18 protein-coding genes are annotated in these 21330 nt (G+C 41.6%); 6 read left to right on the top strand and 12 right to left on the bottom strand.

Going from position 1 to position 21330, the window contains the following annotated elements:
* Window positions 1-14: 14 nt before the first annotated feature.
* Both DYI81_RS14855 and DYI81_RS14850 read right to left on the bottom strand, forming a co-directional pair.
* A complete protein-coding gene (locus tag DYI81_RS14855) occupies window positions 15-1823 on the bottom strand; it encodes an extracellular solute-binding protein (protein WP_106985871.1) in 1809 nt (602 codons plus the stop codon).
* A gap of 59 nt (window positions 1824-1882) precedes the next feature.
* Window positions 1883-5173: a LysM peptidoglycan-binding domain-containing protein gene (locus DYI81_RS14850; protein ID WP_117007967.1), complete on the bottom strand. Its 3291-nt coding sequence runs from the start codon at window positions 5171-5173 to the stop codon at window positions 1883-1885.
* A 205-nt stretch (window positions 5174-5378) separates the two neighbouring features.
* On the opposite strand from DYI81_RS14850, the gene dnaQ reads away from it, so the two are divergent.
* From dnaQ to nudC, 3 genes are all read left to right on the top strand, one after another.
* Window positions 5379-6848, top strand: coding sequence for a DNA polymerase III subunit epsilon (dnaQ, locus tag DYI81_RS14845; RefSeq protein ID WP_106985841.1), 1470 nt, complete (start codon window positions 5379-5381; stop codon window positions 6846-6848).
* Between the two features lie 128 nt (window positions 6849-6976).
* Window positions 6977-8620 (top strand): chemotaxis protein, encoded by a 1644-nt coding sequence (locus tag DYI81_RS14840; protein WP_117007966.1) that lies wholly within the window; start codon window positions 6977-6979, stop codon window positions 8618-8620.
* Complete coding sequence (gene nudC / locus DYI81_RS14835; protein WP_106985839.1) at window positions 8620-9393, top strand: NAD(+) diphosphatase; 774 nt, start codon at window positions 8620-8622, stop codon at window positions 9391-9393. The genes DYI81_RS14840 and nudC overlap by 1 nt, the downstream gene beginning before the upstream one ends.
* An 89-nt stretch (window positions 9394-9482) precedes the next feature.
* Here nudC and DYI81_RS14830 read toward each other — a convergent pair whose 3' ends face one another.
* From DYI81_RS14830 to DYI81_RS14815, 4 genes are all read right to left on the bottom strand, one after another.
* Window positions 9483-10379 (bottom strand): alpha/beta hydrolase, encoded by an 897-nt coding sequence (locus DYI81_RS14830; protein WP_117007965.1) that lies wholly within the window; start codon window positions 10377-10379, stop codon window positions 9483-9485.
* Window positions 10369-11058 (bottom strand): BON domain-containing protein, encoded by a 690-nt coding sequence (locus DYI81_RS14825; protein ID WP_106986117.1) that lies wholly within the window; start codon window positions 11056-11058, stop codon window positions 10369-10371. The genes DYI81_RS14830 and DYI81_RS14825 overlap by 11 nt, the downstream gene beginning before the upstream one ends.
* 65 nt (window positions 11059-11123) lie before the next feature.
* Window positions 11124-11543, bottom strand: a complete 420-nt coding sequence (locus DYI81_RS14820) for a YraN family protein (RefSeq protein WP_117007964.1) — start codon at window positions 11541-11543, stop codon at window positions 11124-11126.
* A 75-nt stretch (window positions 11544-11618) separates the two neighbouring features.
* Window positions 11619-12569: a penicillin-binding protein activator gene (locus tag DYI81_RS14815; protein WP_106986119.1), complete on the bottom strand. Its 951-nt coding sequence runs from the start codon at window positions 12567-12569 to the stop codon at window positions 11619-11621.
* A gap of 10 nt (window positions 12570-12579) precedes the next feature.
* On the opposite strand from DYI81_RS14815, the gene rsmI reads away from it, so the two are divergent.
* Window positions 12580-13422 (top strand): 16S rRNA (cytidine(1402)-2'-O)-methyltransferase, encoded by an 843-nt coding sequence (gene rsmI, locus DYI81_RS14810; protein WP_106986153.1) that lies wholly within the window; start codon window positions 12580-12582, stop codon window positions 13420-13422.
* A gap of 702 nt (window positions 13423-14124) precedes the next feature.
* Here rsmI and DYI81_RS14800 read toward each other — a convergent pair.
* From DYI81_RS14800 to DYI81_RS14775, 5 genes are all read right to left on the bottom strand, one after another.
* A complete protein-coding gene (locus tag DYI81_RS14800; RefSeq protein WP_117007963.1) occupies window positions 14125-14376 on the bottom strand; it encodes a hypothetical protein in 252 nt (83 codons plus the stop codon).
* A 174-nt stretch (window positions 14377-14550) separates the two neighbouring features.
* Window positions 14551-15792 carry an FAD-dependent monooxygenase gene (locus DYI81_RS14795; RefSeq protein ID WP_117007962.1) on the bottom strand — a complete coding sequence of 414 codons (1242 nt, stop codon included), beginning with the start codon at window positions 15790-15792 and terminating at the stop codon, window positions 14551-14553.
* The gene (gene ubiH, locus DYI81_RS14790) at window positions 15789-16997 is read right to left on the bottom strand and encodes a 2-octaprenyl-6-methoxyphenyl hydroxylase (protein ID WP_106986122.1); all 1209 of its coding nucleotides are present in this window, start codon (window positions 16995-16997) and stop codon (window positions 15789-15791) included. The genes DYI81_RS14795 and ubiH overlap by 4 nt, the downstream gene beginning before the upstream one ends.
* 357 nt (window positions 16998-17354) lie before the next feature.
* A complete protein-coding gene (locus DYI81_RS14780; protein WP_276310168.1) occupies window positions 17355-18314 on the bottom strand; it encodes an alpha/beta hydrolase in 960 nt (319 codons plus the stop codon).
* A 136-nt stretch (window positions 18315-18450) separates the two neighbouring features.
* The gene (locus DYI81_RS14775; RefSeq protein WP_240627433.1) at window positions 18451-19650 is read right to left on the bottom strand and encodes an MFS transporter; all 1200 of its coding nucleotides are present in this window, start codon (window positions 19648-19650) and stop codon (window positions 18451-18453) included.
* A gap of 154 nt (window positions 19651-19804) precedes the next feature.
* Here DYI81_RS14775 and DYI81_RS14770 point away from each other — a divergent pair, with 154 nt between their 5' ends.
* Entirely contained in the window at window positions 19805-20401 is a 597-nt protein-coding gene (locus tag DYI81_RS14770) for a TetR/AcrR family transcriptional regulator (protein ID WP_117007960.1), read from the top strand.
* Between the two features lie 43 nt (window positions 20402-20444).
* Here DYI81_RS14770 and DYI81_RS14765 read toward each other — a convergent pair whose 3' ends face one another.
* Window positions 20445-20813: a MerR family transcriptional regulator gene (locus DYI81_RS14765; protein ID WP_106986125.1), complete on the bottom strand. Its 369-nt coding sequence runs from the start codon at window positions 20811-20813 to the stop codon at window positions 20445-20447.
* Window positions 20814-20889: 76 nt separating this feature from the next.
* Between DYI81_RS14765 and DYI81_RS14760 the strand changes: the two genes are divergently transcribed.
* Complete coding sequence (locus DYI81_RS14760) at window positions 20890-21237, top strand: alpha/beta hydrolase (protein WP_117007959.1); 348 nt, start codon at window positions 20890-20892, stop codon at window positions 21235-21237.
* The last annotated feature ends 93 nt before the right edge of the window (window positions 21238-21330 follow it).

Raw genomic sequence — 21330 nt, 5'->3', positions numbered from 1 at the left:
CTTTTACTTTGGGCTTATTGCTTACGCAAATAGCTAGCAACCTTTTGCGCTTGCACTGCGTCACTCCACCAGTAATCTATACCTGTCGATAACTTTGGCTTGACTGTAGGCTGCTGATACATATTCCAATACGCGAGCCAGTTTTCTCCTTTGCCATAAGTTGGAATTTGATAATAACCTGCTCGTAGCAAACGATCTAAAACCCGCGTACGCGTCACCAAGGCTGACCGATCTGGCGCTCGAATCACCTGTTCGACCATAGCATCAATGACTGGATTTTTAATCCCGGCATAATTGTAGTTCCCAGGCTGATCCGCCGATGCACTTCCCCAGAACTGCGCCTGTTCATTGCCTGGGCTTAAAGATTGAGGCATTACCGTCGTAGTCATATCAAAATCTTTGCTACGCATACGTTCGATATATTGAGGTACATCTACTTGACGGATATTCACCTGTATACCCAAACGCTTCATATTGCGTACAAATGGCATCAGCGTACGCTGCAAGCCATCTTGATGAATTAAAAACTCAATCTGAATGGTCTGGCCTTTTTTATCCAGCAGATAGCCATTTTTATATTTATAGCCTGCATTGAGTAACAACTGACGCGCAATCAATAAATTATTGCGGTTAAAGCCACTGGCATCCGAAACTGGATACTTCCAATTTTTTAATACGCCAGCACGTTGAATCGGATCAAGTTTTGCCAGCAAGGGTTTGAGCACCGCCATTTCAGCTGCTGACGGCACACCTTTGGCTTCTAATTCACTATTGCTAAAATAACTTTGCAGACGTGTATATTGTCCATAAAACAGCGCCTTATTTTGCCATTCAAAATCATAGGCATACGTTAAAGCCTGCCGCAGGCGAATATCCTGAAAAGGGCTACGGCGGGTATTAAATACAAAACTTTGTGTCGCAATCGGGTTATTGTGCTTAAAGCGGTATTTCACCACCATGCCATCTTTAACTGCTGGAAAATTATAAGCCGTCACCCATTTTCGTGCGGTGAACTCTTCATGCAAGGTGTATTGACCCGACTTAAACCCTTCAAAGGCAATGTCTAAATTACGGTAATACACATACTTTAAACGATCAAAATTATAACGGCCTTTGTTGACTGGCAAATCTTTAGCCCAATAGTTTGGATTGCGCTTATAGCTCAAGCTACGTCCTGCATCAATTTTATCCAACACATAAGGCCCTGAGCCTAAAATCGGCTGCATGCTGATGCGGGTAAAATCTTTTTTGGCCCAGTCTTTTTTGGAGTAAATCGGCAACTGCGACAAAATCAGTGGCATTTCTGCATTGTTGTCCGACTTAAAACTCATTTTGACTTGATGCTTAGACAACACTTCTGTTTTTGCTAAATCTGCCAAGTACATTTGTAAACCTGGATTTGACTTGGTTTGATAAGCATCAAAACTGAATTTAACGTCCTCAGCAGTAACGGTCGAACCGTCACTAAACCTAGCCTTAGGATTCAGATTAAAAATGACATACGAAGTCTTTTTTGGGTCAAAGGTTGCACTAGTGGCAAGCAAGGGATACATCACCCCTGGCTCATCTAAAGAGCTGCTCATGAGTGAATCAAATAGATAATTCACGCCATCTGCAGAGCTCCCTTTACCATTCATGCTATTAAGATTATCAAATGTGCCATTGCTGGCTGTACTTAAATAACCGCCTTTAGGCGCTTTAGCATTTGCATACGGCATGGCCGCTAAGTTGGCATATAAAGGCTGACTATGAATTGCAATATAGGGCGTGGTCTGCGTTGCAGCCCATGCCCCTTGTATTGCCATGACACATCCAAGTGCCATTACATAAGGATGCCCCTTGGCAAATAAATTATTCACGTTGCTTCCTGCACGGTATTGGCTTAGTTAGGTACTTTAATCACATCACCAATGCGTAATGATGCGCTCGGTTGCATATTATTCATATCAGCCAAAGCAGCAGTATCCAAACCATAGCGATTCGCCAAGCCAATCAAGGTATCACCGCGTTTAATACGGTATTCCGTGACTAACTTTGGTACATTAATTTTTTGTCCGACACGTAAACCTGCACGCGCATTTAGGTTATTCAACGCAGCCAAGTCTGCAACACTCACACCCGTACGATTTGCAATCGCATTCAGTGATTCGCCTGACTTCACTGTATAGCTTTCAGTGCTTCCGCTATACGATGAGCTCGCCTGTGTCGTTACTTTACTCGTTTTGGGTGTATCGACTTCTACTTTAGGCACATCACCATCAATCTTCAAGCGTTGCCCAACACGTACTGTGCTATTACGTGACAATCCGTTTAAATCCGCTAAATAGCTCAACTGTAGCTGGTACTTTTGCGCAATCGCAGACAATGTTTCACCCGCTTTCACTACATGCGTATCTTTGGCTTCGCCACTACTTACACGTGTATCCGATTTGCTGTCTTTACGTGGATCTGCTTTCACTACTGCCACTGGCACTTCACCAGTGAGTTTTAAACGCTGACCTACTCGCAAAGATGCATTACGGCTAAAGCCATTTAAACTCGCAATATCATCCATGTTGAGTTCAAAGCGATTTGCAATCGCGCTGAGCGTATCACCTGATTGCACCGTATATTGCTCTGGTGCTTTATTTAATGCAGGGATTTTAAGCGTCTGACCAATACGTAAAGAGGTTGTTGCAGCAATATTATTTAAATTGGCAAAATCTGAAACAGTCATCTTGCTTTGGTTGGCTAAGCTATACAGGGTATCGCCACGTTGGACGTTATAACTTTCAGTTTTAAAGCTTGGTTCAGACTTTGTTTCTGGCTTCGACTCAACTTTATTTGAATTGCTTGAAGCACTTTCAACTTCGTTTAATGGAACATTAATTTTCTGTCCAACCATTAAACTACTGCCTGCTGTGAGGCCCGAGGTTAGGTCTGCTAATTCCTGATTTGATAAAGCATAGCGGTCAGCAATTAGTTTTAAATATTCACCACGCTTCACCGTATAGACTTTGGTTTGTACTTTTTGTACTTTGCTTTCGGTTTCAGCTTTTTTAGCTTCAGCAGCTAATTTTGCTTTTGATGCTGGTGTTTCTTTCAGTGCCAACTTTTGACCTACAAATAGACCGCTAGTCGTATTTAAACCATTGAAATCTGCCAGCTGTTTTACCGACAAGCCAAATTGGCTTGCAACACCTGTCAACGTATCATTGGCTTTCACCACATAATGCTCAGGTTGTACTTTTGCTTTCGGCTCTTCAGCAACAATCGGTTTTGCGTCATATAAATAAATACTTGTACCAACATACAATTTGGCATCAGCATCCATTTGGTTCCACTTCGCGACATCACGCCAGTTCACACCATTTTTCATGGCAATGACCGCTAAGGTATCACCCGCCTGCACGGTATATGTACTGCGTTTGCCCTTAGGTGCTACGACAACAATTTCAGAATCAGTTTTAATGACATTTTTGCCTTGGTTGCGTTTTGCTTCATCCGAGTCAGTGCCAGTTTGCTCTGCAACACTCTTCGGATAAGCGAAGCCTTTGGTCAGCTCTTTGCCTTGTTGATCTGCAATCGATTGGCTGGTTTGAATCGCTGTCAGCTTAATTTTGCCATCATAGGGATCAACAATTTCTGTTCCTTGTGGCGCCAAAGCTTTTAACTCTTTAACCACCTCAGCTTGCTCTGCTTGAGTCGCAACAGGTTTTAAAACTTCATCAACCGTTTTATTTTCACCTTCGGCCTTAATGGCCGCCATAATCTGTTCACGCTCTTTGGTGCTTACAGGAGGCTCAGCAGTCACTTTAACTGTCGTGGCTTTACTTGGGCTAACCGCAACAGGAATACGCGGTGCACTTGGAATATCTGTATTTGCTGCAAAGGCTGCCAAAGCAGAAGAACCTTGTGGCGTTACCGACAACGGTTTGCCCTTAGCTACTGTACTTGCAGTTAGCGCTGGTGGCGTAGTTTTGCTTGCTTGAGTTGACGTAATCACCGGTGGTGCTACTTTAGACGGTGTGATGACTGTCGTGTTCATCTCAGGCGGTGTCACTTTAGACGGTGTGATGGTCACGTTGTTCTTTGGCAGGCTTGAAGCTGCACCACCTGCCCAATAACCTGTCGATGCTGAAGATAACTTTTTCAGTTTTGCATCCACTGACGGGCTAATATCTGCAGGAATTAAAATCTTCATTGGACTTGCTGCATCAATTTGATCCCCACGATGACCTGGGTTCAATGCATAGAGTTCCGCACGGCTGAGTCCTGTTACAGAAGAAATTTCATTTAAATTAGCCGCGCCAACACTCACTTCTCTAAAGTGTGGACGGTTTGCAATCGGCGGAAGACTCACACCATACGCATTTGGATTTTTAATAATTTGTGCAACGGCCAAAAAGCGTGGCACATAGTTCATGGTTTCTTGTGGTAATTTTAATGACCAATAATCCGTTGGTAAGCCTGCTGCTTGGTTACGGTTAATCGCCTGCTGAATACGACCTGGGCCTGCGTTGTAAGCAGCCAAAGCCAATTCCCAAGAACCAAACTGATTATATAAGCTACCTAAAAACTCATAGGCTGCACGTGTTGATTCCACCACATCACGACGGCCATCATACTGTGTAGTTTGTTTTAAGCCATAAATACGGCCTGTACTTGGAATAAACTGCCATAAGCCCGCAGCTGCTGCACTCGATGTAGCTGCTGGGTCATACGAGCTTTCAATCACTGGCAATAACGCCAACTCGGTTGGCATACCACGGCGTTCAGCTTCTTTTACAGTGTGGTACAAATAACGCGACGCACGCGCACTTAAACGGTCAATATAGGGCTGACGCGATGCGAACCAACCACGCTGCGCTTCAATACGCGAATCCCAATGGTTTAAATCCATTTTGAAACCGACCGTCATTCGCTTCCAAACATCACCATGTTTGAGCACCAATAGGCGATCACCTTCCACTGCACGCATATCCGTTGCAGATAACAAATCTTCTAAGCCATCCAAGCTATTGGCATCTAAGAAACCTGACGAACCTGCCACTTTTGACTTATGCGCACTTGTCGCTGTGGTCGAGGATGCACAGCCCACTAAACCCAGGGTTGCTAGTGCCGATCCTAAAACGGTTATTTTGAATAATGCAGGCAAAGTCAACTCGTACCAGTTCTTGCTTGGTTTATACATAAAAGAATCCGAACATCTCGTATAAATTTTTTTTTGATATGCCATTGTAGTGAAGCATGGCGCAGACACAAGGCGTTAATTTAACGCTATTTCAGTATAAATGTTACAAGAAATTAAAAAATAACCCTGATATAGACCTATCGAATGGATTTGCGTTATACAATATGCCATTCAGTTTTGATGTTTTTATTCGGATTCAGTTTTTATGGCTCAGTCAATTACGCTTTATGTCGATGGCGCTTGCAAAGGTAACCCAGGATTGGGTGGCTGGGGCGCATATATTATTGGCGAAAATGCTGAGGAAAAAATCTGTGGTGGTGAAGCAGAAACCACCAATAACCGCATGGAACTTACGGCAGCCATTGAAGGTATTTTGCACTGCCCAACAGATGCTAAATTAGTGATTTGGACCGACTCTAACTATGTCAAACAAGGCATTACAGAGTGGATTCATGGCTGGAAAAAGAAAAACTGGAAAGATGTCAAAAACCCAGATCTATGGAAAAAATTAGACGCAACTTGCCAAGGGCGTGATATTGAATGGAACTGGATCAAAGGTCATGCAGGACATCCAGGCAATGAAATGGCGGATCAACTGGCGAATCTAGGTGCAGAAAACACTGCTTTAGCGCTCAAACAAGCTCCTGCAACTGAAACGAAAAAAAAAATTGAACCCGACTGGCTCTTAAATGATCCCTTTGGTTTAGATCTTGGCAGTGATGAAGAAGAACCTGAAGACGAGTCAGAATGGGAAGCGGAAATTGAGCCACCATCAGAAGTTGTAGCTGTTACAGAAACTGCACCTGAAGCCGTGCAAAATGATCCTGCTTTAAACACAACTGAAGCACCTGTGTCCATTCAAAACACACAGCCTAATAACACACTTGCAACCACATTCAGTGCAAACTCAAGTTCAGTGATTTTACCTGCTGAAGGTCTGCATCCAATGATTATGGTTACCCCACCTAGCATTGAAGCGCATGGCCCACGCCAACTGATTCTCGATACCGAAACCACAGGTTTTTACTATCAAGATGGCGACCGTATTATTGAAGTCGGCGCGATTGAAATGATCAACCGTAAACTGACCGGTAGTTCTATTCATATTTATATCAAGCCACTTAAACCCGTCGGCGACTCAGAAAATGTCCACGGTATTAGTGATGATTTCTTAAAAGACAAACCACTATACGAAGAAATTGCCCCTGCACTGTTTGAATATCTCAAAGGTGCAGAAATTATTGCGCATAACGCCAGCTTCGATATGAACTTCTTAGACATGGAGTTTAAACGTGCGGGCTTCCCTGCGCTTTCAGAAGTCTGTGCCGTAACCGATACCTTGGCAATGGCAAAAGCCAAACATCCAGGGCAAAAAAACTCGTTGGATGCGCTGAGCCGACGCTACGAAATTGTACAACGTGACCGTACCTTCCACGGTGCCTTGCTCGATGCTGAAATTCTAGCAGACGTATACTTAGCCATGACGGGTGGTCAGGTCTCTTTTGATATTGATGCCCTCACCCACACAGAAAATGCGCAGAGTGAAAACAGTCGCCAATCGATTCAAATTGATTTACCCGTGATCCTTCCAAGTGCTGAAGAACTCGAAGCGCATGAGAATTGGATCAAACAATTTGAAGAAAAACATGGAACGCCTTGCCTTTTTGCAAAATAAAAACTAAATTTCCTAGTATATTTTTGTATTTAAAACATTAACACTTACGTTATAGTTAAAGATAAAAGATGGTCCGCCTTTTATGGCGGTTCACAAACAAGAGAAAACACTAGGAAAGGTGCAGATCCATGTCTTACCAAACCTCTATACATTTTGATCCAACAGCATTGCTGATAATAAAAAATGAGGTTGATAACTCGATCAAATTGGTCGAATCAGCAGTCAGCACTTTAGTCGAAGATCAAACCCTTCCTTTCGGTATTGACGACGCTCTTAATCAATTTGAACAATGTGCGCAAGTACTTGCACTGATTGATATGGCAAGTTTAGCAAAGATCGCTCAATACTCAGCAGAATTGATGCGCAAGATCATGGGGAATCCTGCCACAATTCAAACCAAAGATGTCATCGCACTCAGCGAAGGCACCACCATGTTAAAACGCTACATCGAGTTTATTTGCTTACGCGAAGTAAAAATTCCGCAGTTTTTGTTGGATACACTCAACCGCTTAGAAGCATGCTTGGGTAAACCAATGACCACTGAAGGTCAGCACATTGAATCACTACTCGATTGCATCACACCAGATTTTGATCTTCCTCAAGCACCGACTTTAGAAAAATCTAAATACGTGCACCGCTTATACAAATTGTCACTCAACAAGTTAATTAAGCAAGAAGAAAGCGAACTCGACTTACAAGCATTAAAAATTGTAGGGACATATTTAGCCAGCCTTTCAGAAAAACACCCAAGTAAACAGTATTGGAATTTGGTGTTTGTGGCATTAAATCAAATTGATCAATTGCTGATTAATGAGCCACGTTTACGCACACTGGTGTCTATTGAGCGCAATATTGCACAGTACTTCAGTTCGCCAGAGCGCTTTAAAGCGAGCCTAGTTGATTTATCTAATATCTTAAGTCTATGTATTAGCCAAGAAGATGAAGTTTCTCAGCACATTCGTGGCAAGTTAAATATTGGTGAAGACCTGTTAACTGACATGCAATTGCAAGTGTTTAGCCGTCATTTATATGGTCCTGACTTTGGTACGATGCACACGATTAGCGAACTTGTGACCACTGAAATGGCGCAAATTCGTAACGATATCGAGTTCAATTACCAAAATATGTCGCCTGAAAAAACTCAGGAACTTCAAGCGAAGCTGTTAGAACTGGCAAATATCTTTAAAGTGCTGAATTTAAATGAAGCATATAAAGATTTAGAACGTCAGGCCAATTCATTAAGCCAAAGTGAAATCTTAAAAGAAGAGACTTTTGCACAGCAATTAATGAATTGCATTCTTTCTGCCATGAACTCAATTGGCGTTTTAGAGCGTCATCACACATCTAGCCGTCTACAACTTCGTGTAAATAACATGAATATTTCACTCGACCGTTTAGATGAAGCACATGAAGTACTCTTGAACGAAACCAAAGCACTGATTGATCAAGCAAGCGAAACACTGGTTCAATATTTACAGAATAATGACCTACAGAGTCTCGCGCCTGTCGCAGTTCAATTACGTGAAATTGGTGGTTCAATGCTGTTCCTGAATGCCGAAACAGGACAAGCTGCGCTAAATACCAATGCACAGTTCGTTTCTTCGCGTGTAGAGGCTTCTACTGCAATTGAAGCAGCTGAAATTAACCATCTACTTGATGGCCTTGCAAGTGCAGACATGCTGATTGAAAATTTAAAAAACAAACAGCCTGTTCTACATAGTATGTTTCAGGTAGCATTGGACAGTAGTGAGAAACTTAAAGCCGTGGCCTAATGTCAAATCTATCGCTTGCCTATATTTTTAAACAACAGCAATTATTGGTTGATGACCAATTTCAACTTCCTCGTGTCGAAAGTATAGCAAGTGATCTGAGGCTTCAAACGGGTGATCAAGTGATTGCCCGTGATCTTACAGAGCAAGATGAAATTCCCGCAGGCTATCAACTCGTTCCCATTCGCCAATTATTACAGCTGTGGAATGTCAAAGAGTTTGAACAAGCCAGCCGTGCAATTCAACTTTTAGAATGGCGTCGTAATCATAAGTTTTGTAGCCATTGTGGCCATAAAACAGAAGTTCATGCCACTGAATATGCCATGGTCTGCCCTGCATGCCAATATCATCAATATCCTCGTGTTAATCCATGTGTCATTACGGTTATTACCCGTGGTAAAGATGAAATTCTACTGGCTCAAAATGCACGAGCATACCGCCCAATGTACGGCTTAATTGCAGGTTTTGTAGAAGTGGGGGAAACACTCGAAGATGCAGTACGCCGTGAAACCGAAGAAGAAGTCGGTTTAAAAATCAAAAATATTCAATACTTGGCCAGCCAACCGTGGCCCTTCCCTAGTAACCTGATGATTGCATTTAAAGCTGAATATGAATCTGGTGAGCTATGCTTACAAGAAGAAGAAATTAGCGATGCAGCCTTCTTTAAATTTGATCAATTACCCGAAATTCCATTTAAAGGCAGTATCGCACATGCCATGATTATGCATGTCATTCATGGTACAACCACGGCTGACGATACCAAAGAATGGCTATAAAGCCTGTAGATCATTGATCTGGTATCGAAAAAAAACCGCTCATCAGAAGCGGTTTTTTTTAATCACAATAAAACTGAGTTTAGGATGCTCTATTTAAAAACATCGTCCAAAGCCTGCAAAATTTGACGCTTAGTACTAAAGAATCGGCTAAACAAACTCGAAACCGAGCCAATCATGGTGATATGGCCTACACGAGGCACGGGTATCAATTGGCTGTGATTCCCCAAAGCCAAAAGCTTTTCATTTAAATCTGTACTATTGCTTAGACCGACTACATTGTCTTTTTCCGCAGTAAACAGATAATGCTTCACGTGGTTTTGTTCAATAAAGTAATAAGGCATCACTTGTTGATACGGGATGTTCTGATCAAAAGCATCCGCACATAGCGGGTCGCCTTTATAATCAAAGTGATAAGGCCCAGCCAAGCCAATAATCGCTCGAATAGCCTGCAAATTTTGCAAACGATACGGCGTAGGATGGTACAGCGCGGACATCACATTAAATGCCCCTGCTGAATGCCCCATAAGCACTATATTTTCCACAGCAATATTCAATTTCAGATTCGATTGATTTAAAAAATTCAATGCCAATGTTAAATCATCAATTGAACTTGGAAATATATGCTCAGGTGCCAAATGGTAATTAATTACCGCCACATTAAAGCCTTCTTTAGCAAAGGCCTCACCCACAAAGTGATATTCTTTTTTATCACCATGCATCCAAGCGCCGCCATGTACAAAAACCAAGAGCGGCTGTGTATCACGCAATTGCTTTGCTTTGTACAAATCTAGACGGTGACGTGCTTTTAAACCATAGGGAATATTGCGTTGTACCGTATAGCCAGATTTAGGCGTCATACGGTTGAGCGCAAAACTCCCCAAGTCATAAATACGAAAATCTCGATATATAGCTTTAGCCAACGCTGTTTTTTGATCAAGCTGGCTTTTAAGACGCTGTAAATGTGACGAAAATTGTTTAAGGGGCATTGGGTTCTACTGCATCAGGGTCTATTGCAACAGGAGTTTGCGTATCAGGTACGGCATTCACCATCGGTGCAAAACTTGATGCAACCGCAGGTGAGCTCGAAGAAACTTGGTCAACATTATCAATTAGGGTCACAATTTTAGTGACATTCCCCACTTGCTGGAGCACTTGATTCAAATCATTCAGCTCAGCCGTGTTTAAACGTCCCATTACGTACAATACTGCATCTTCGGTATGCACATGGACTTTGCTTTCAGCAACCACTGGCGCTTTCATCAATAATGCACGTGTATTCGCAGTCACTGCTGTATCTTGCATAATGGTGCCGTAGCTAATTTGATTGCCTACAGTAATATAATTATGAATGGTTTTTACATCGCTCATGGCTCTGACATTGTCTTCAGCCAGTTGCTTTAAAGCTTGGTCTGGTACTTGGCCAGTGAGCAAAACATTGCCATGAAAACTTTCAATATTGACACGTGATTGCTTAAAGCGTGTGTCGAGCTTATATAAGTTAATTTTTGCAGTGCGCACAATAGATGAGTCTATAAAGACCTGACCCAAAGAACGTGCGCCATTTTCCGTACCTACAGGTGCACTCCCTGTACCACCAGAAATAAAACTTGCACAGCCAGATAAACTTGCTACACAAAACATTGTCATTGCAATACGTTTAAGCACTCAGCAAGACTCCTTCACTATTTTTTGATCGTATTCTATCTATGCATTTACACAGTATATTTTGTTCAAAGAGTAATAAACTCTTGCTCAAAAGTAAAAGCATTTTCTATCCACTGCTGATCATAAGGGCATTTTGAAAAGTCATACTGTATGGATTTTGCAAAGTGTTGATAAAAATCAAAACAAATCACGTCAAAACGGCAATAACATGCGTTGTATTGTGGTGATTGCTGTAAAAATATTAAGGCCGTTTGCATGAGTTTTCGCTGTTTGCTACGTGATACGGTTTCACTTGCCTGTGCATAATGGGTTTGTGATCGTGCTTTGACTTCAATAAATACCAAGTCTTGGTCTTTTTGCACAATTAAATCTATTTCACCATAACGACTATGATAATTTGCTTGGACTAAGGCATAACCCGCTTCGTGTGCAATTTTAACTGCTTCAGTTTCAGCCCATTGGCCTAACTTCCTTGCCTGTGTCATTTAAGGTGCTCAGCTCACATTTTTCTACTTAGTCTCGATGTATTAAATCTTGTTTTTTCAGTTATCAAAAAGTCATTAAACCTGCTTTAACCCTTTGGCCTGATAGGCATAACAATGTGGTATCCGCTGAATTTGGTTCCCATTCAGACTAAGTTGCCCAGTTCGTCCTTCAAAATTGGCCGTTTTCATTTTGGGTGTTTTTAAATACAGTGCACTGATTTGCCATGCATCGCCGCCAAAGGCCAATAAGCGCTGGTATGGCAAGCCTACAGCTTGTTGTGCGTATGCGTGCTTCATATCTTCCCAATCGGGTTCAAACAAGGCTGGTGCATCGCAAAACTTTATCCCGAGTGGTAAAGGTTTATGCTGCTCTAAGGCATTCGATAAAGTGTAAATATTTTTTTTCGGCAATGACTTCAAACTAAGTAACCATTCATTATTACCAAGTAATACGAGGGCTTGGCCTTTTTTTAATGTTTTCGGCTGCTGTTCGAGCACATGGATGGGTAATTCAGTTTTCGTCATTAAGGCCATTAAAAATAGTTCATTTTCAGACTCTGTTCCAGACTGACGCAACACTAAAATATCTTCGATCTGATCTTGTTTCATCACGCGGGCTAATGCGCTGGCATCATCTTTTTTTGCAAGGCTAAATTGTAGCACATTGCTTGCCTGCAATGTCCCTTCATTTAAGGCCAAGACTTTTAATTTCGGCTTTGCTTTAATAAGCGCATCCACTTCTGATCTCGCCAACGGCCCAACAATCATTTGCGTTTTGGCGTTCACATTTTTTTTCAATAGTGCAGGCATACTTGTCTGATCAGTATTTACGAATTTTACAGGCACTTTTGAGCCTGATGCCTGATAAGCACTCATGAAACCTTGCTTAATACTGTTTGCAGCTCGCGCCATAGGGCCAGATTCAGGTAAAATAACCAATACCTCTGCTTGGGCATAAGATACTGCCCCCACCAAAATGGTGGTCACAAGTATTTTATTTTTATTATTTGGTCTTATATTCCACATGGAGAAACCTATGAGTGCTCAGTTATTTGTTGTTGCGACTCCAATCGGGCACTTAGATGATATTAGTTATCGTGCAATTAACGTTTTGAAGTCTGTTCATATTATTGCCGCTGAGGATACACGAACTTCTGCACAATTGCTCAAACACTTTAATATTCCAACACCTTTGACTGCATGTCATGAGCACAATGAAAGCAATAAAATTGAACAGCTTATTCAGCGTTTGTTGAATGGTGAAAACATGGCGCTGATTAGTGATGCAGGTACACCGCTGATTAGTGACCCTGGCTTTAAGCTAGTTCGTGCAGCTCAGGAACAAGGCATCCAAGTCATTCCTGTACCGGGTGCCTGTGCAGCCATTGCAGCCCTCAGTGCTGTAGGCCTACCTAGTGACCGCTTTAGTTTTGAAGGATTTTTACCTTCTAAACAGTCACAACGTCTAAATGCCTTAAATAAGCTGAAAGACGAAACACAAACCATGATTATTTATGAAGCACCACACCGTATTTTAGATTGTGTAAAAGATATGGCCGAAGTCTTTGGTGCTGATCGTCCAGTCGGTTTTGCACGCGAAATTACCAAAACATTTGAAACCATTAAAAAAATGACTTTGGGTGAGTTGGTTGGTTTTGTTGAATCTGATCATCACCAACAAAAAGGTGAAATTGTACTTGTGATTGGCGGTGCAACTGAAGAAAAAGACTTGGAACAAGAAAAGCTAGATCAGCTTTTAACACGCTTGCTCCAAGACCTTTCAGTTAAAGCGGCTTCTCAATTGGCTGCAGACTTAACTGGTATCAAGAAAAAAGTGGCCTATCAACGTGCTTTAGAACTCACTCAGCAAGAAGATTAACATTCTTCATGCGCAGAGCTGATGCCATCAGCACATCCAAACGAAATGAAAAGCGTATTTCCTATAAAGTCATACGCTTTTTTTAATTTTAGATATTCTCTTGTTTTGATCTAGTGCAAGCTAAATATTTCATTCTGCTACACTGTCACCTTACTGCATTTTGTTTTACGCTATCTAAAAACAAAAACTGAGAATTATTTTACGCATGAAAATCATGATAAAAAGCGTACTCCCGATTTGCACATTCAATCTATTTTGGATTTTAGGTTTATTACATATCGGTTTTTATAGCACACGACCGTATCGACATTACCGCTTTGAGGATTTGGTCGACCCGTCACCTGATGCCGTTTTTATGGTTTGTATACTGTATTCCATTTATTTTCTGATCGGCAATGTGCTCAAATTCACTCCTTTTTGGGCACATCATCGCTATAATGCTTATCTTTTTTTAAGTACTGTACTTATCTTTCAAAGCTTTATTGCATGTATGGGTGCAATGCATGCACCGCCATATTGGGCAGCTTTTATTATCAATTGTATGTTTCTTTTATTCGCACATTTGGTCTTGTATCCCTTATTTGCACTTTGGCGCAAATATTCAAAAAAACACTCATACTCGTCCGACCGTAACACTACAACAGATAAAATATGAGGAAAAAAAACACCGCATAATGCGGTGTTTTTTGGCTTTTTTGGCACTTAATCGCGTGACGCAGATTCGTCTGGTGGCACTTCAGTAATACGACCACCACGCGCTAAGAACGCAGCGACTTCATCTTCTAAAGCATCGCGTTGCTTTTGCTTCGCCGTTACAGTGAGTGTTTCCGCTTCGGCAACATCTGTGTCTGATGCACTATCTTCGCTATCTGACGCGCCTTTTTCAGCGGCTTTCGCTTCATCATCATCAACTGCAGAATCTTCTGCATCATCATAATCATTCATATCCGTCATCTTAAATCTCCCCACCAATGACTTGTATGTTTAAGTAAAATTTAAATCTCAATTTAGAAGGAATTTAGCAATCTCTGAGCTTTTCGCCTAGAGGCTAATATCTAAAAATTGTATTTTTTTTAACCAAAATCGTAATCTTGTATGAACAATTGATTAAAAAATATCAAATTTAGGCTAAGCCGAATAACGCGTATCTTTTAAAAGCCCTAAGCCATTGGCTTGAGACATAAAAGCATCTTTGAGCATTGGTAATTTTTCAACCTGCTTTAATCCAAAATTGCGCGCCCAGACCACAGGGAAAAGTTGTGTGGTTTCCATCCAACCAATCAAAGACATGCTGTGCATCATGGCATCGTTTTGTCCTTTACGGCGGTGCTCATAACGCTTGAGGCTTTGCTCATGCGCCCATACGCCGCGGGCTTTGTCATGCAACAGTACATCACATAACACGGCCGCATCTAAACAGCCAATATTCACACCCTGACCTGCCAATGGATGTATCACATGGGCAGCATCACCAATGAGGGCCAAGCCATCTTGCACATATTGCTGTGCAGCACGAGCTTTCAATGGAAAAGTTGCCCGCGCTGTTGCCTCTAAAACTTCACCCAGCATGTGATGGCTTTCACGAGTGAGCAATGCTGTAAATTCAGCATCGGATAGCTTGGCATATTCTTCTGCATAATCATCTGGCAAGGTCCACACAATAGATTGCCAATGGCCATTTTCTTCAGCTTTTAAACTGGTCATGGGTAAAAACGCCAAAGGCCCAGTTTCTAAGAAAATTTGACGGGCAACATGCGCATTTTTTTGTGCCGTACGAATACCACAGCTTAAACCTGCTTGTTTATAGTCAAGTACATCCAGCTCAATAAAAGCTTGCTCACGAACAAATGAGTTTGCACCATCTGCACCAATCAGCAGTTTGGTCTGTAGCGTTGTGCCATCTGCCAAGTGTACTAACCAAACACCTACACCGCGCTCAATGCGTTTTACTTTCACTTGAGTTCGGTAATCGTGAAGCGTAGCTAACATTTTTTGCTGAATAGCCAGATTCAAAATACTCGGCTCCACCATTGAACCGAGGGCATGTTCAACTTTTGGTGCTTGCTCTGACGATGTACCAAAGTTAATTTCACCATAGCCGTTTTTATTCCACACTTGCATGCCTGTATAAGGTTGCTGACGGGCCAATATGTCCCATACCCCTACAGTTTTAAGCAAATGAATAGTCGCTTGGCTCAGTGCCAATACACGTGGATTGGTTACAGCTAAAGTTTTTTCTGCATCTAAAATAGGTGCAGCATCGAGCACAGTTGCTTGTACACCACCTTGCGCCAACAGTAATGCAGTTAAGCCACCAACTAAACCACCACCGACAATTACAGCATCAAGAACATGTGTTGATGTACTCATGATTTTAATCCCATCGCATAATTGGCTACGAGTTGCTTCATGCCTGGAATATTTTCAAAGCACATTAAACCTGTGTTGCGAATCAATTTCAGCATAGGATTTTGATTACTAAAGCCACGTACCACAGAATCACAGAACTTAATGACACGTTGCTGATCTTTGAGACGTGATTTTTCGTAGTCTTGTAGCATATTTGCTTCGCCTAAATCGGCATTTTTTTCCACTTGCTCAGTTAAATAACGCACCAAGACATGCGCATCTCGCATGCACAGGTTAAAGCCCTGACCTGCAACTGGGTGAATGGTATGTGCAGCATTGCCCATTAATACCACACGGCCCACTGCTTGTTTTTCTGCAAGCACTTGTGACAAAGGAAAGCTAAAGCGTTTACCGGTTTTTTGGAATTTTCCTGCACGATCGCCGTAGGTTTCTTGTAAAGCATCTAGGAAATGTTGGTCTTTGTCTTCGCCAATCCATTCATGTTCTGTGCCTTTCGGAACAGGCCATACCACTGAACGGCGGTATTCACCTGGCAATGGCAATAATGCCAATGGCCCCAATGGACTAAAGCGCTCAAAGCCTACATGACCATGCGGTTTAGAAGTTTGTACCGTCGTTACAATCGCAACTTGGTCATAGTCATGTTCTGATGCGCCAACGCCTAGGGCTTTACGGCAAAATGAGTCACGACCATCTGCTGCAATCACGATTTTTGCTTGTAATTTATGGGTATAATCGCCACGCTTAGCTTCAATATAAGCAAAGTCTGCATCTTGCGTGAGTGAAGTCACTTGCACACCATCAATCAGTTCAATCAATGGTTCTTGTTTAACTTCCGTAAGGAGTACACGGCCTAACCATGCATTTTCAATGACTTGTCCAAAGCTTTCGACTTTCTCTTGATCTGCAAGTAATCGTGCCTTACCAAAACTACCTTGTTCTGTAATATTCACTTCTAAGATCGGAACTGCATGTTCTTGTAATGCATCCCACAAGCCCAATTCTTGATAAATTTGTACGCTACGGCGTGATAAAGCGCTATTTCGTGCATCAAAACTCGAGTGATAAGGCGCAAGGTTTGCATCATCATAATTTGGGTATTTGATGGCTTCTAAAAGTTTTACGCCAATTTTGGCTTTGGCCAACATGAGTGCCAGACTTAAACCGACCATACCACCACCGACAATGATGACTTCTTGCTGCATGCTTGCTTCCTTTTTTATCAAGTATTCGAATTTAGGAAATTCACTCGAAATACATATACTCTGTAATGGATTTTATCTTACATCAAGGGCATGATTTTTTATAATGAAATACAAATTTGTTGCGGGTATTTGCACTGAATAAATACAAAATAAAGCCTAGCTTGACGTAAATATTCCACTTTAAAAATAGCAAATCAATCAAGATCACCATAAAAATGGCTGAGTTCATCAGACTCAGCCACAGCTTATTTAAATCGACTTCATTTGAACTGGTCATGTTTTGATGCATTCAAATGGACACATCAAGCTAAAAACCTGATGCCTTGATGTTAAGCCTTGTTGTTTTATCCTTAGTGTTTACTTGGCATTTAAAAAGTCACCCACAGTTTTATTCAGTTCAGGCGCACACTCTTCAGGTAACCAATGACCACAATTTGGAATCACTTTACCCGTCACATTGGTCGCATATTGCTTCATTTGATCTACTTGGAATTGCCCCATACCACCATGACCGCCTCCGCCAATCGCAAGCATTGGCATATTCAATTTGGTTTGGGAAATGCTTTCATTCTCTTTAATTGAATCATTCAGAGAACGGTAATATTCAAATGACGCATTCAGCGTATGCGGTTTGGAATACGACTTGGCATACATATCTAGCACTTGTGGTGTAAATACTGTTTTATTGGTGGCATGCTCATGAATAAAGTGGGTTAAAAAGAATTTTTCATGTCCTTTAATTAAGGTTTCAGCTAGGTTTTGTTTGGCTGCGAAGAAACTGAAATGCCAAACCAGTGATTCGCCTTGTTCTGAGAATGCTGGGAATTCATACATGCTTTTGTCTGGAATCGGCGCTTCCATAAACACCAATTTTTTAATTTTATCTTGATGCTTCACTGCCATTGGATAGCTATTCCAAATGCCAATATCATGTGCAACCAAATAAAACGGCTGATCATTGCTTAATTTAGTTGCCAACTTATATAAGATTTCAGATACATCTGAACCTTTAAAAGATTTTGGCGGCTGAGAAAGCCCAAGGCCCGGCAAGTCGACCGCCACAACTGTGTAATTTTTCTCTAAAGTCGGCATAAGCTGGTGCCATTCATACCAAGACTGCCCAAAACCATGCACCAAAAATACCAAAGGCCCTTTCCCGCCTTTCACATAGTGCAGTTTCACGCCATCAATATCATCATAATAACTGCTATATCCCTTCATCACAGGAAATTCATGTGTGGTATTCAGTTGCGGTGCAGCCATCACGGATTGAGCTAAAGTCAGTGACGTGAATGTTGCGAGTAGTAGTTTTTTCATAAAATTAAACCTCTTTGATTGTGTATTTACTGCTTTGTTGATTGTTGCGTTTGACTCAAACTGAACAACGTTTAAATCTTCATTTCGTGTTTGCTTAGAATCGTTTTTTGTTTGTTTCATCTTTAGAAATATGGGTTTAGAGATACTGAGTTTTAAAGCCATTCGACTTGGCACAAAGCGCAATGATGAACGCCACCACTAAAATCAACAGCATGACCCAAGGCAAAACTTGTGCACCAAATTGATTGAGCAGCAAGCCGCCCAAAATACCGCCCAGTGCAATTGCGCCATTCCAAACCACCACATTAATGGACAAGGCAACATCGGCATGCTGTCCTGCGGCTTGTGCTAATGCCGTTTGTAAAAGTGTTGCAGCGCCACCAAAGGTCAGTCCCCAAATGGCAATACTAAAAATCACCACTGGCGCTGAATATAAAAACAGTCCTAATAGCAATGAAATCACTGAAAAGATTAATAAACTGGCAATGACCAAATGTCTTAAATGCTGATCAATTAAATGACCTGTAAACCAAATGCTGAGTAAAGCCATCGCACCGAATAAAAATAAAATCTGGTCTACATGTGCGTCCAAATGGGACAAAGACAAAAATGGCGTAATGTAGGTATATAAAATGTTATGTGCCAGCATCCACGTCACAATCACTGCCAGTACTGAAAATACACCGGGTATTTTTAATACGCTGAAAATTAAATTTTCTGGTCGCGTTGTTTCACCTGGAAAGTCTGGAACTGCAATAAAGATCCAAATCACCAAGGCAATCGCCAAAGCAGACATCAAGAAAAATGTCATTTGCCAACCAATCATCTGCCCCAGCCAAGTGCCTAAAGGTATGCCCAGTGACAACGCAATGGGAGTCCCGACCATGGCAATCGCTAAAGCTTTGCCTTGCTGGGCTGGACTGACCATACGTCTTGCATAGCCTGCCAATAGACTCCATGCCAAACCTGCTGCTACACCTGCGCCAAAGCGAGAAATACAAGTCAAAATATAATGATCAGACAGCGCTGTAATTGAATTAAAAAGCAAAAAGCCAAATACCGTCAGGAGTAAAGTACGGCGTCTTGGCCATGCACGTGTCCAAATGGTGAGTGGAATTACCATCAGTAAAGAACCAAGGGCATAAATCGTAATCAACTGTCCCGCTAGGGCTTCAGAAACATTCAGCCCTGCTGAGATTTGCGGTAATAAACCTGCTGGAATGGTTTCGGTAAAAATACAAATAAAGCCAGTCATGGCCAGTGCCAATAAAGCAAAAACTGGCATCGGCGCATTATTTTTAGAATCCAGCGATACATCTTCTAACTGTTTCATCATGTTATTCACTTTTAATTGACTGATTGTTTTGCGCCATTTCAATTGCGCTCACACTTATATATCGATCAGTACATAATTAAAAACAATGAATAGACTTTTGTCAACGACTTCTATATCGATTAGTATATTAATATTCTGTGACAGGAGAATTGAGATGGCGAAGACTGGACGTCCTAGAGAGTTTGATCGCAATGAGGCCTTGAAGCAGGCCATGTATTTATTTTGGAATTATGGTTATGAATCAACGTCTTTAAGCCAACTAAAAGTGGCTATGGGCAATATTTCTTCCCCGAGTTTTTATGCAGCCTTTGGCTCTAAAGAAAATTTGTTTCAAGAAGTAAGCCAATACTACATCGATACTTATGCAACGGTGACTGAGACGCTGTGGGATAACACGCTATCTGCGAAAGACGCAATCGCCTTAGCCTTACAGCAATCTTTAGATATGCAATATGATCCAAGTCATCCTTTGGGTTGTATGGTGGCTTTAAGCACTGTGTTGGCGCCTTCTGCAGAGAACCAGCATGTAACGGAAATCTTGCAACAATCTCGGCATAAAACCCGCCAAGGCTTTATTCAAACCCTACAGCGTGGCATCGAATCTGGTGAGATATCAACGGATATAGACAGCATTGGATTAGCCACTATCTTTGATAGTTTCCTGATTGGCATTTCAAGTTTGGCCCGCGATCATGTCAAAAAAACCGATATTGAGTATGGCATCAGTAAGTTGCTCAAGCTTTTAGAATGATTGAGAAAATCGTGTTTTATCCAAAACATGACGCGTTATGCACTTAAGTCAACATGCTCTTTTTTTGCTGTAAAATGTTTAAATAATCAGACAAATACTGCTGACTGATTTGAAGATTTTCAATTTTTTTATTGATATTGTCTAATTCATTTTTCAGCGAATCGATGACTTGTTCACAAGGATCGACATCTAGTTGTTCAACCGAAATACACGGCAGTAACAGGCTGATGGCTTGTAAAGTCAGCCCTGCCTTGGTCAAGATGCGGATACGGCGAAGTCGCTCTTCATCCTTGGCATTATAAATGCGATAGCCTGACTCACTGCGCATCGGAACGATTAATCCTTGATGTTCATAATAACGAAGCATGCGGATACTGATGCCTGATTTTTTAGCTAATTGACCAATTTGCATTTTTACCCCCTTGACTCTCACAGTGCTGTCAGAGTTTATAGTGATTTCATTCCAAACACATGAGAATGTACAACGAATGAACTTATTTACAACAATCGAAAATGCAAAAATCTCCTATAGCGTTGATGGCGACGGCCCATTAAACATCGTGCTGGTGCATAGCGCAGGCGCAAACTCCGAGTCGAACTGGGGGCATTTTGTTGAATTTCTTGCCCCGCACTATAAAGTGGTTCGTCCAAACTATTCGGGTTCAGGTGAAACAACCGATGAGGGTCAGCCTTTAAGCACTGCTCAATTGGCAGAACAAGTGATTGCAGCGGCAAAAGCTGCCGATGCTGTGCCATTTGATTTAATTGGCTTTTCATTAGGCACCAGTGTTTCGACTTATATCTGCTATTCACCAATTAAAATGTCTATGCGATAAACCATTTAAAATGTCCTGTTTTTAACTGCAAGAGTCAAGAACAGGATTTAAATATCTTTGTTCAATAACAGCTTTCTGAGCTTTACGACTCGG

Source organism: Acinetobacter sp. SWAC5 (assembly GCF_003419885.1).
In the GTDB taxonomy this organism is placed as follows: Bacteria; Pseudomonadota; Gammaproteobacteria; order Pseudomonadales; family Moraxellaceae; genus Acinetobacter; species Acinetobacter cumulans.
This window is presented reverse-complemented; position numbering and strand designations above follow the sequence as displayed.

Excerpts from the sequence above, each read along its gene's own strand:
- DYI81_RS14855 (WP_106985871.1), bottom strand. The coding sequence starts at position 1,823 with ATGGCACTTGGATGTGTCATGGCAATACAAGGGGCATGGGCTGCAACG.
- DYI81_RS14850 (WP_117007967.1), bottom strand. The coding sequence starts at position 5,173 with ATGTATAAACCAAGCAAGAACTGGTACGAGTTGACTTTGCCTGCATTA.
- dnaQ (WP_106985841.1), top strand. The coding sequence starts at position 5,379 with ATGGCTCAGTCAATTACGCTTTATGTCGATGGCGCTTGCAAAGGTAAC.
- DYI81_RS14840 (WP_117007966.1), top strand. The coding sequence starts at position 6,977 with ATGTCTTACCAAACCTCTATACATTTTGATCCAACAGCATTGCTGATA.
- nudC (WP_106985839.1), top strand. The coding sequence starts at position 8,620 with ATGTCAAATCTATCGCTTGCCTATATTTTTAAACAACAGCAATTATTG.
- DYI81_RS14830 (WP_117007965.1), bottom strand. The coding sequence starts at position 10,379 with ATGCCCCTTAAACAATTTTCGTCACATTTACAGCGTCTTAAAAGCCAG.
- DYI81_RS14820 (WP_117007964.1), bottom strand. The coding sequence starts at position 11,543 with ATGACACAGGCAAGGAAGTTAGGCCAATGGGCTGAAACTGAAGCAGTT.
- DYI81_RS14815 (WP_106986119.1), bottom strand. The coding sequence starts at position 12,569 with ATGTGGAATATAAGACCAAATAATAAAAATAAAATACTTGTGACCACC.
- rsmI (WP_106986153.1), top strand. The coding sequence starts at position 12,580 with ATGAGTGCTCAGTTATTTGTTGTTGCGACTCCAATCGGGCACTTAGAT.
- DYI81_RS14800 (WP_117007963.1), bottom strand. The coding sequence starts at position 14,376 with ATGACGGATATGAATGATTATGATGATGCAGAAGATTCTGCAGTTGAT.
- DYI81_RS14795 (WP_117007962.1), bottom strand. The coding sequence starts at position 15,792 with ATGAGTACATCAACACATGTTCTTGATGCTGTAATTGTCGGTGGTGGT.
- ubiH (WP_106986122.1), bottom strand. The coding sequence starts at position 16,997 with ATGCAGCAAGAAGTCATCATTGTCGGTGGTGGTATGGTCGGTTTAAGT.
- DYI81_RS14780 (WP_276310168.1), bottom strand. The coding sequence starts at position 18,314 with ATGAAAAAACTACTACTCGCAACATTCACGTCACTGACTTTAGCTCAA.
- DYI81_RS14775 (WP_240627433.1), bottom strand. The coding sequence starts at position 19,650 with ATGATGAAACAGTTAGAAGATGTATCGCTGGATTCTAAAAATAATGCG.
- DYI81_RS14770 (WP_117007960.1), top strand. The coding sequence starts at position 19,805 with ATGGCGAAGACTGGACGTCCTAGAGAGTTTGATCGCAATGAGGCCTTG.
- DYI81_RS14765 (WP_106986125.1), bottom strand. The coding sequence starts at position 20,813 with ATGCAAATTGGTCAATTAGCTAAAAAATCAGGCATCAGTATCCGCATG.
- DYI81_RS14760 (WP_117007959.1), top strand. The coding sequence starts at position 20,890 with ATGAACTTATTTACAACAATCGAAAATGCAAAAATCTCCTATAGCGTT.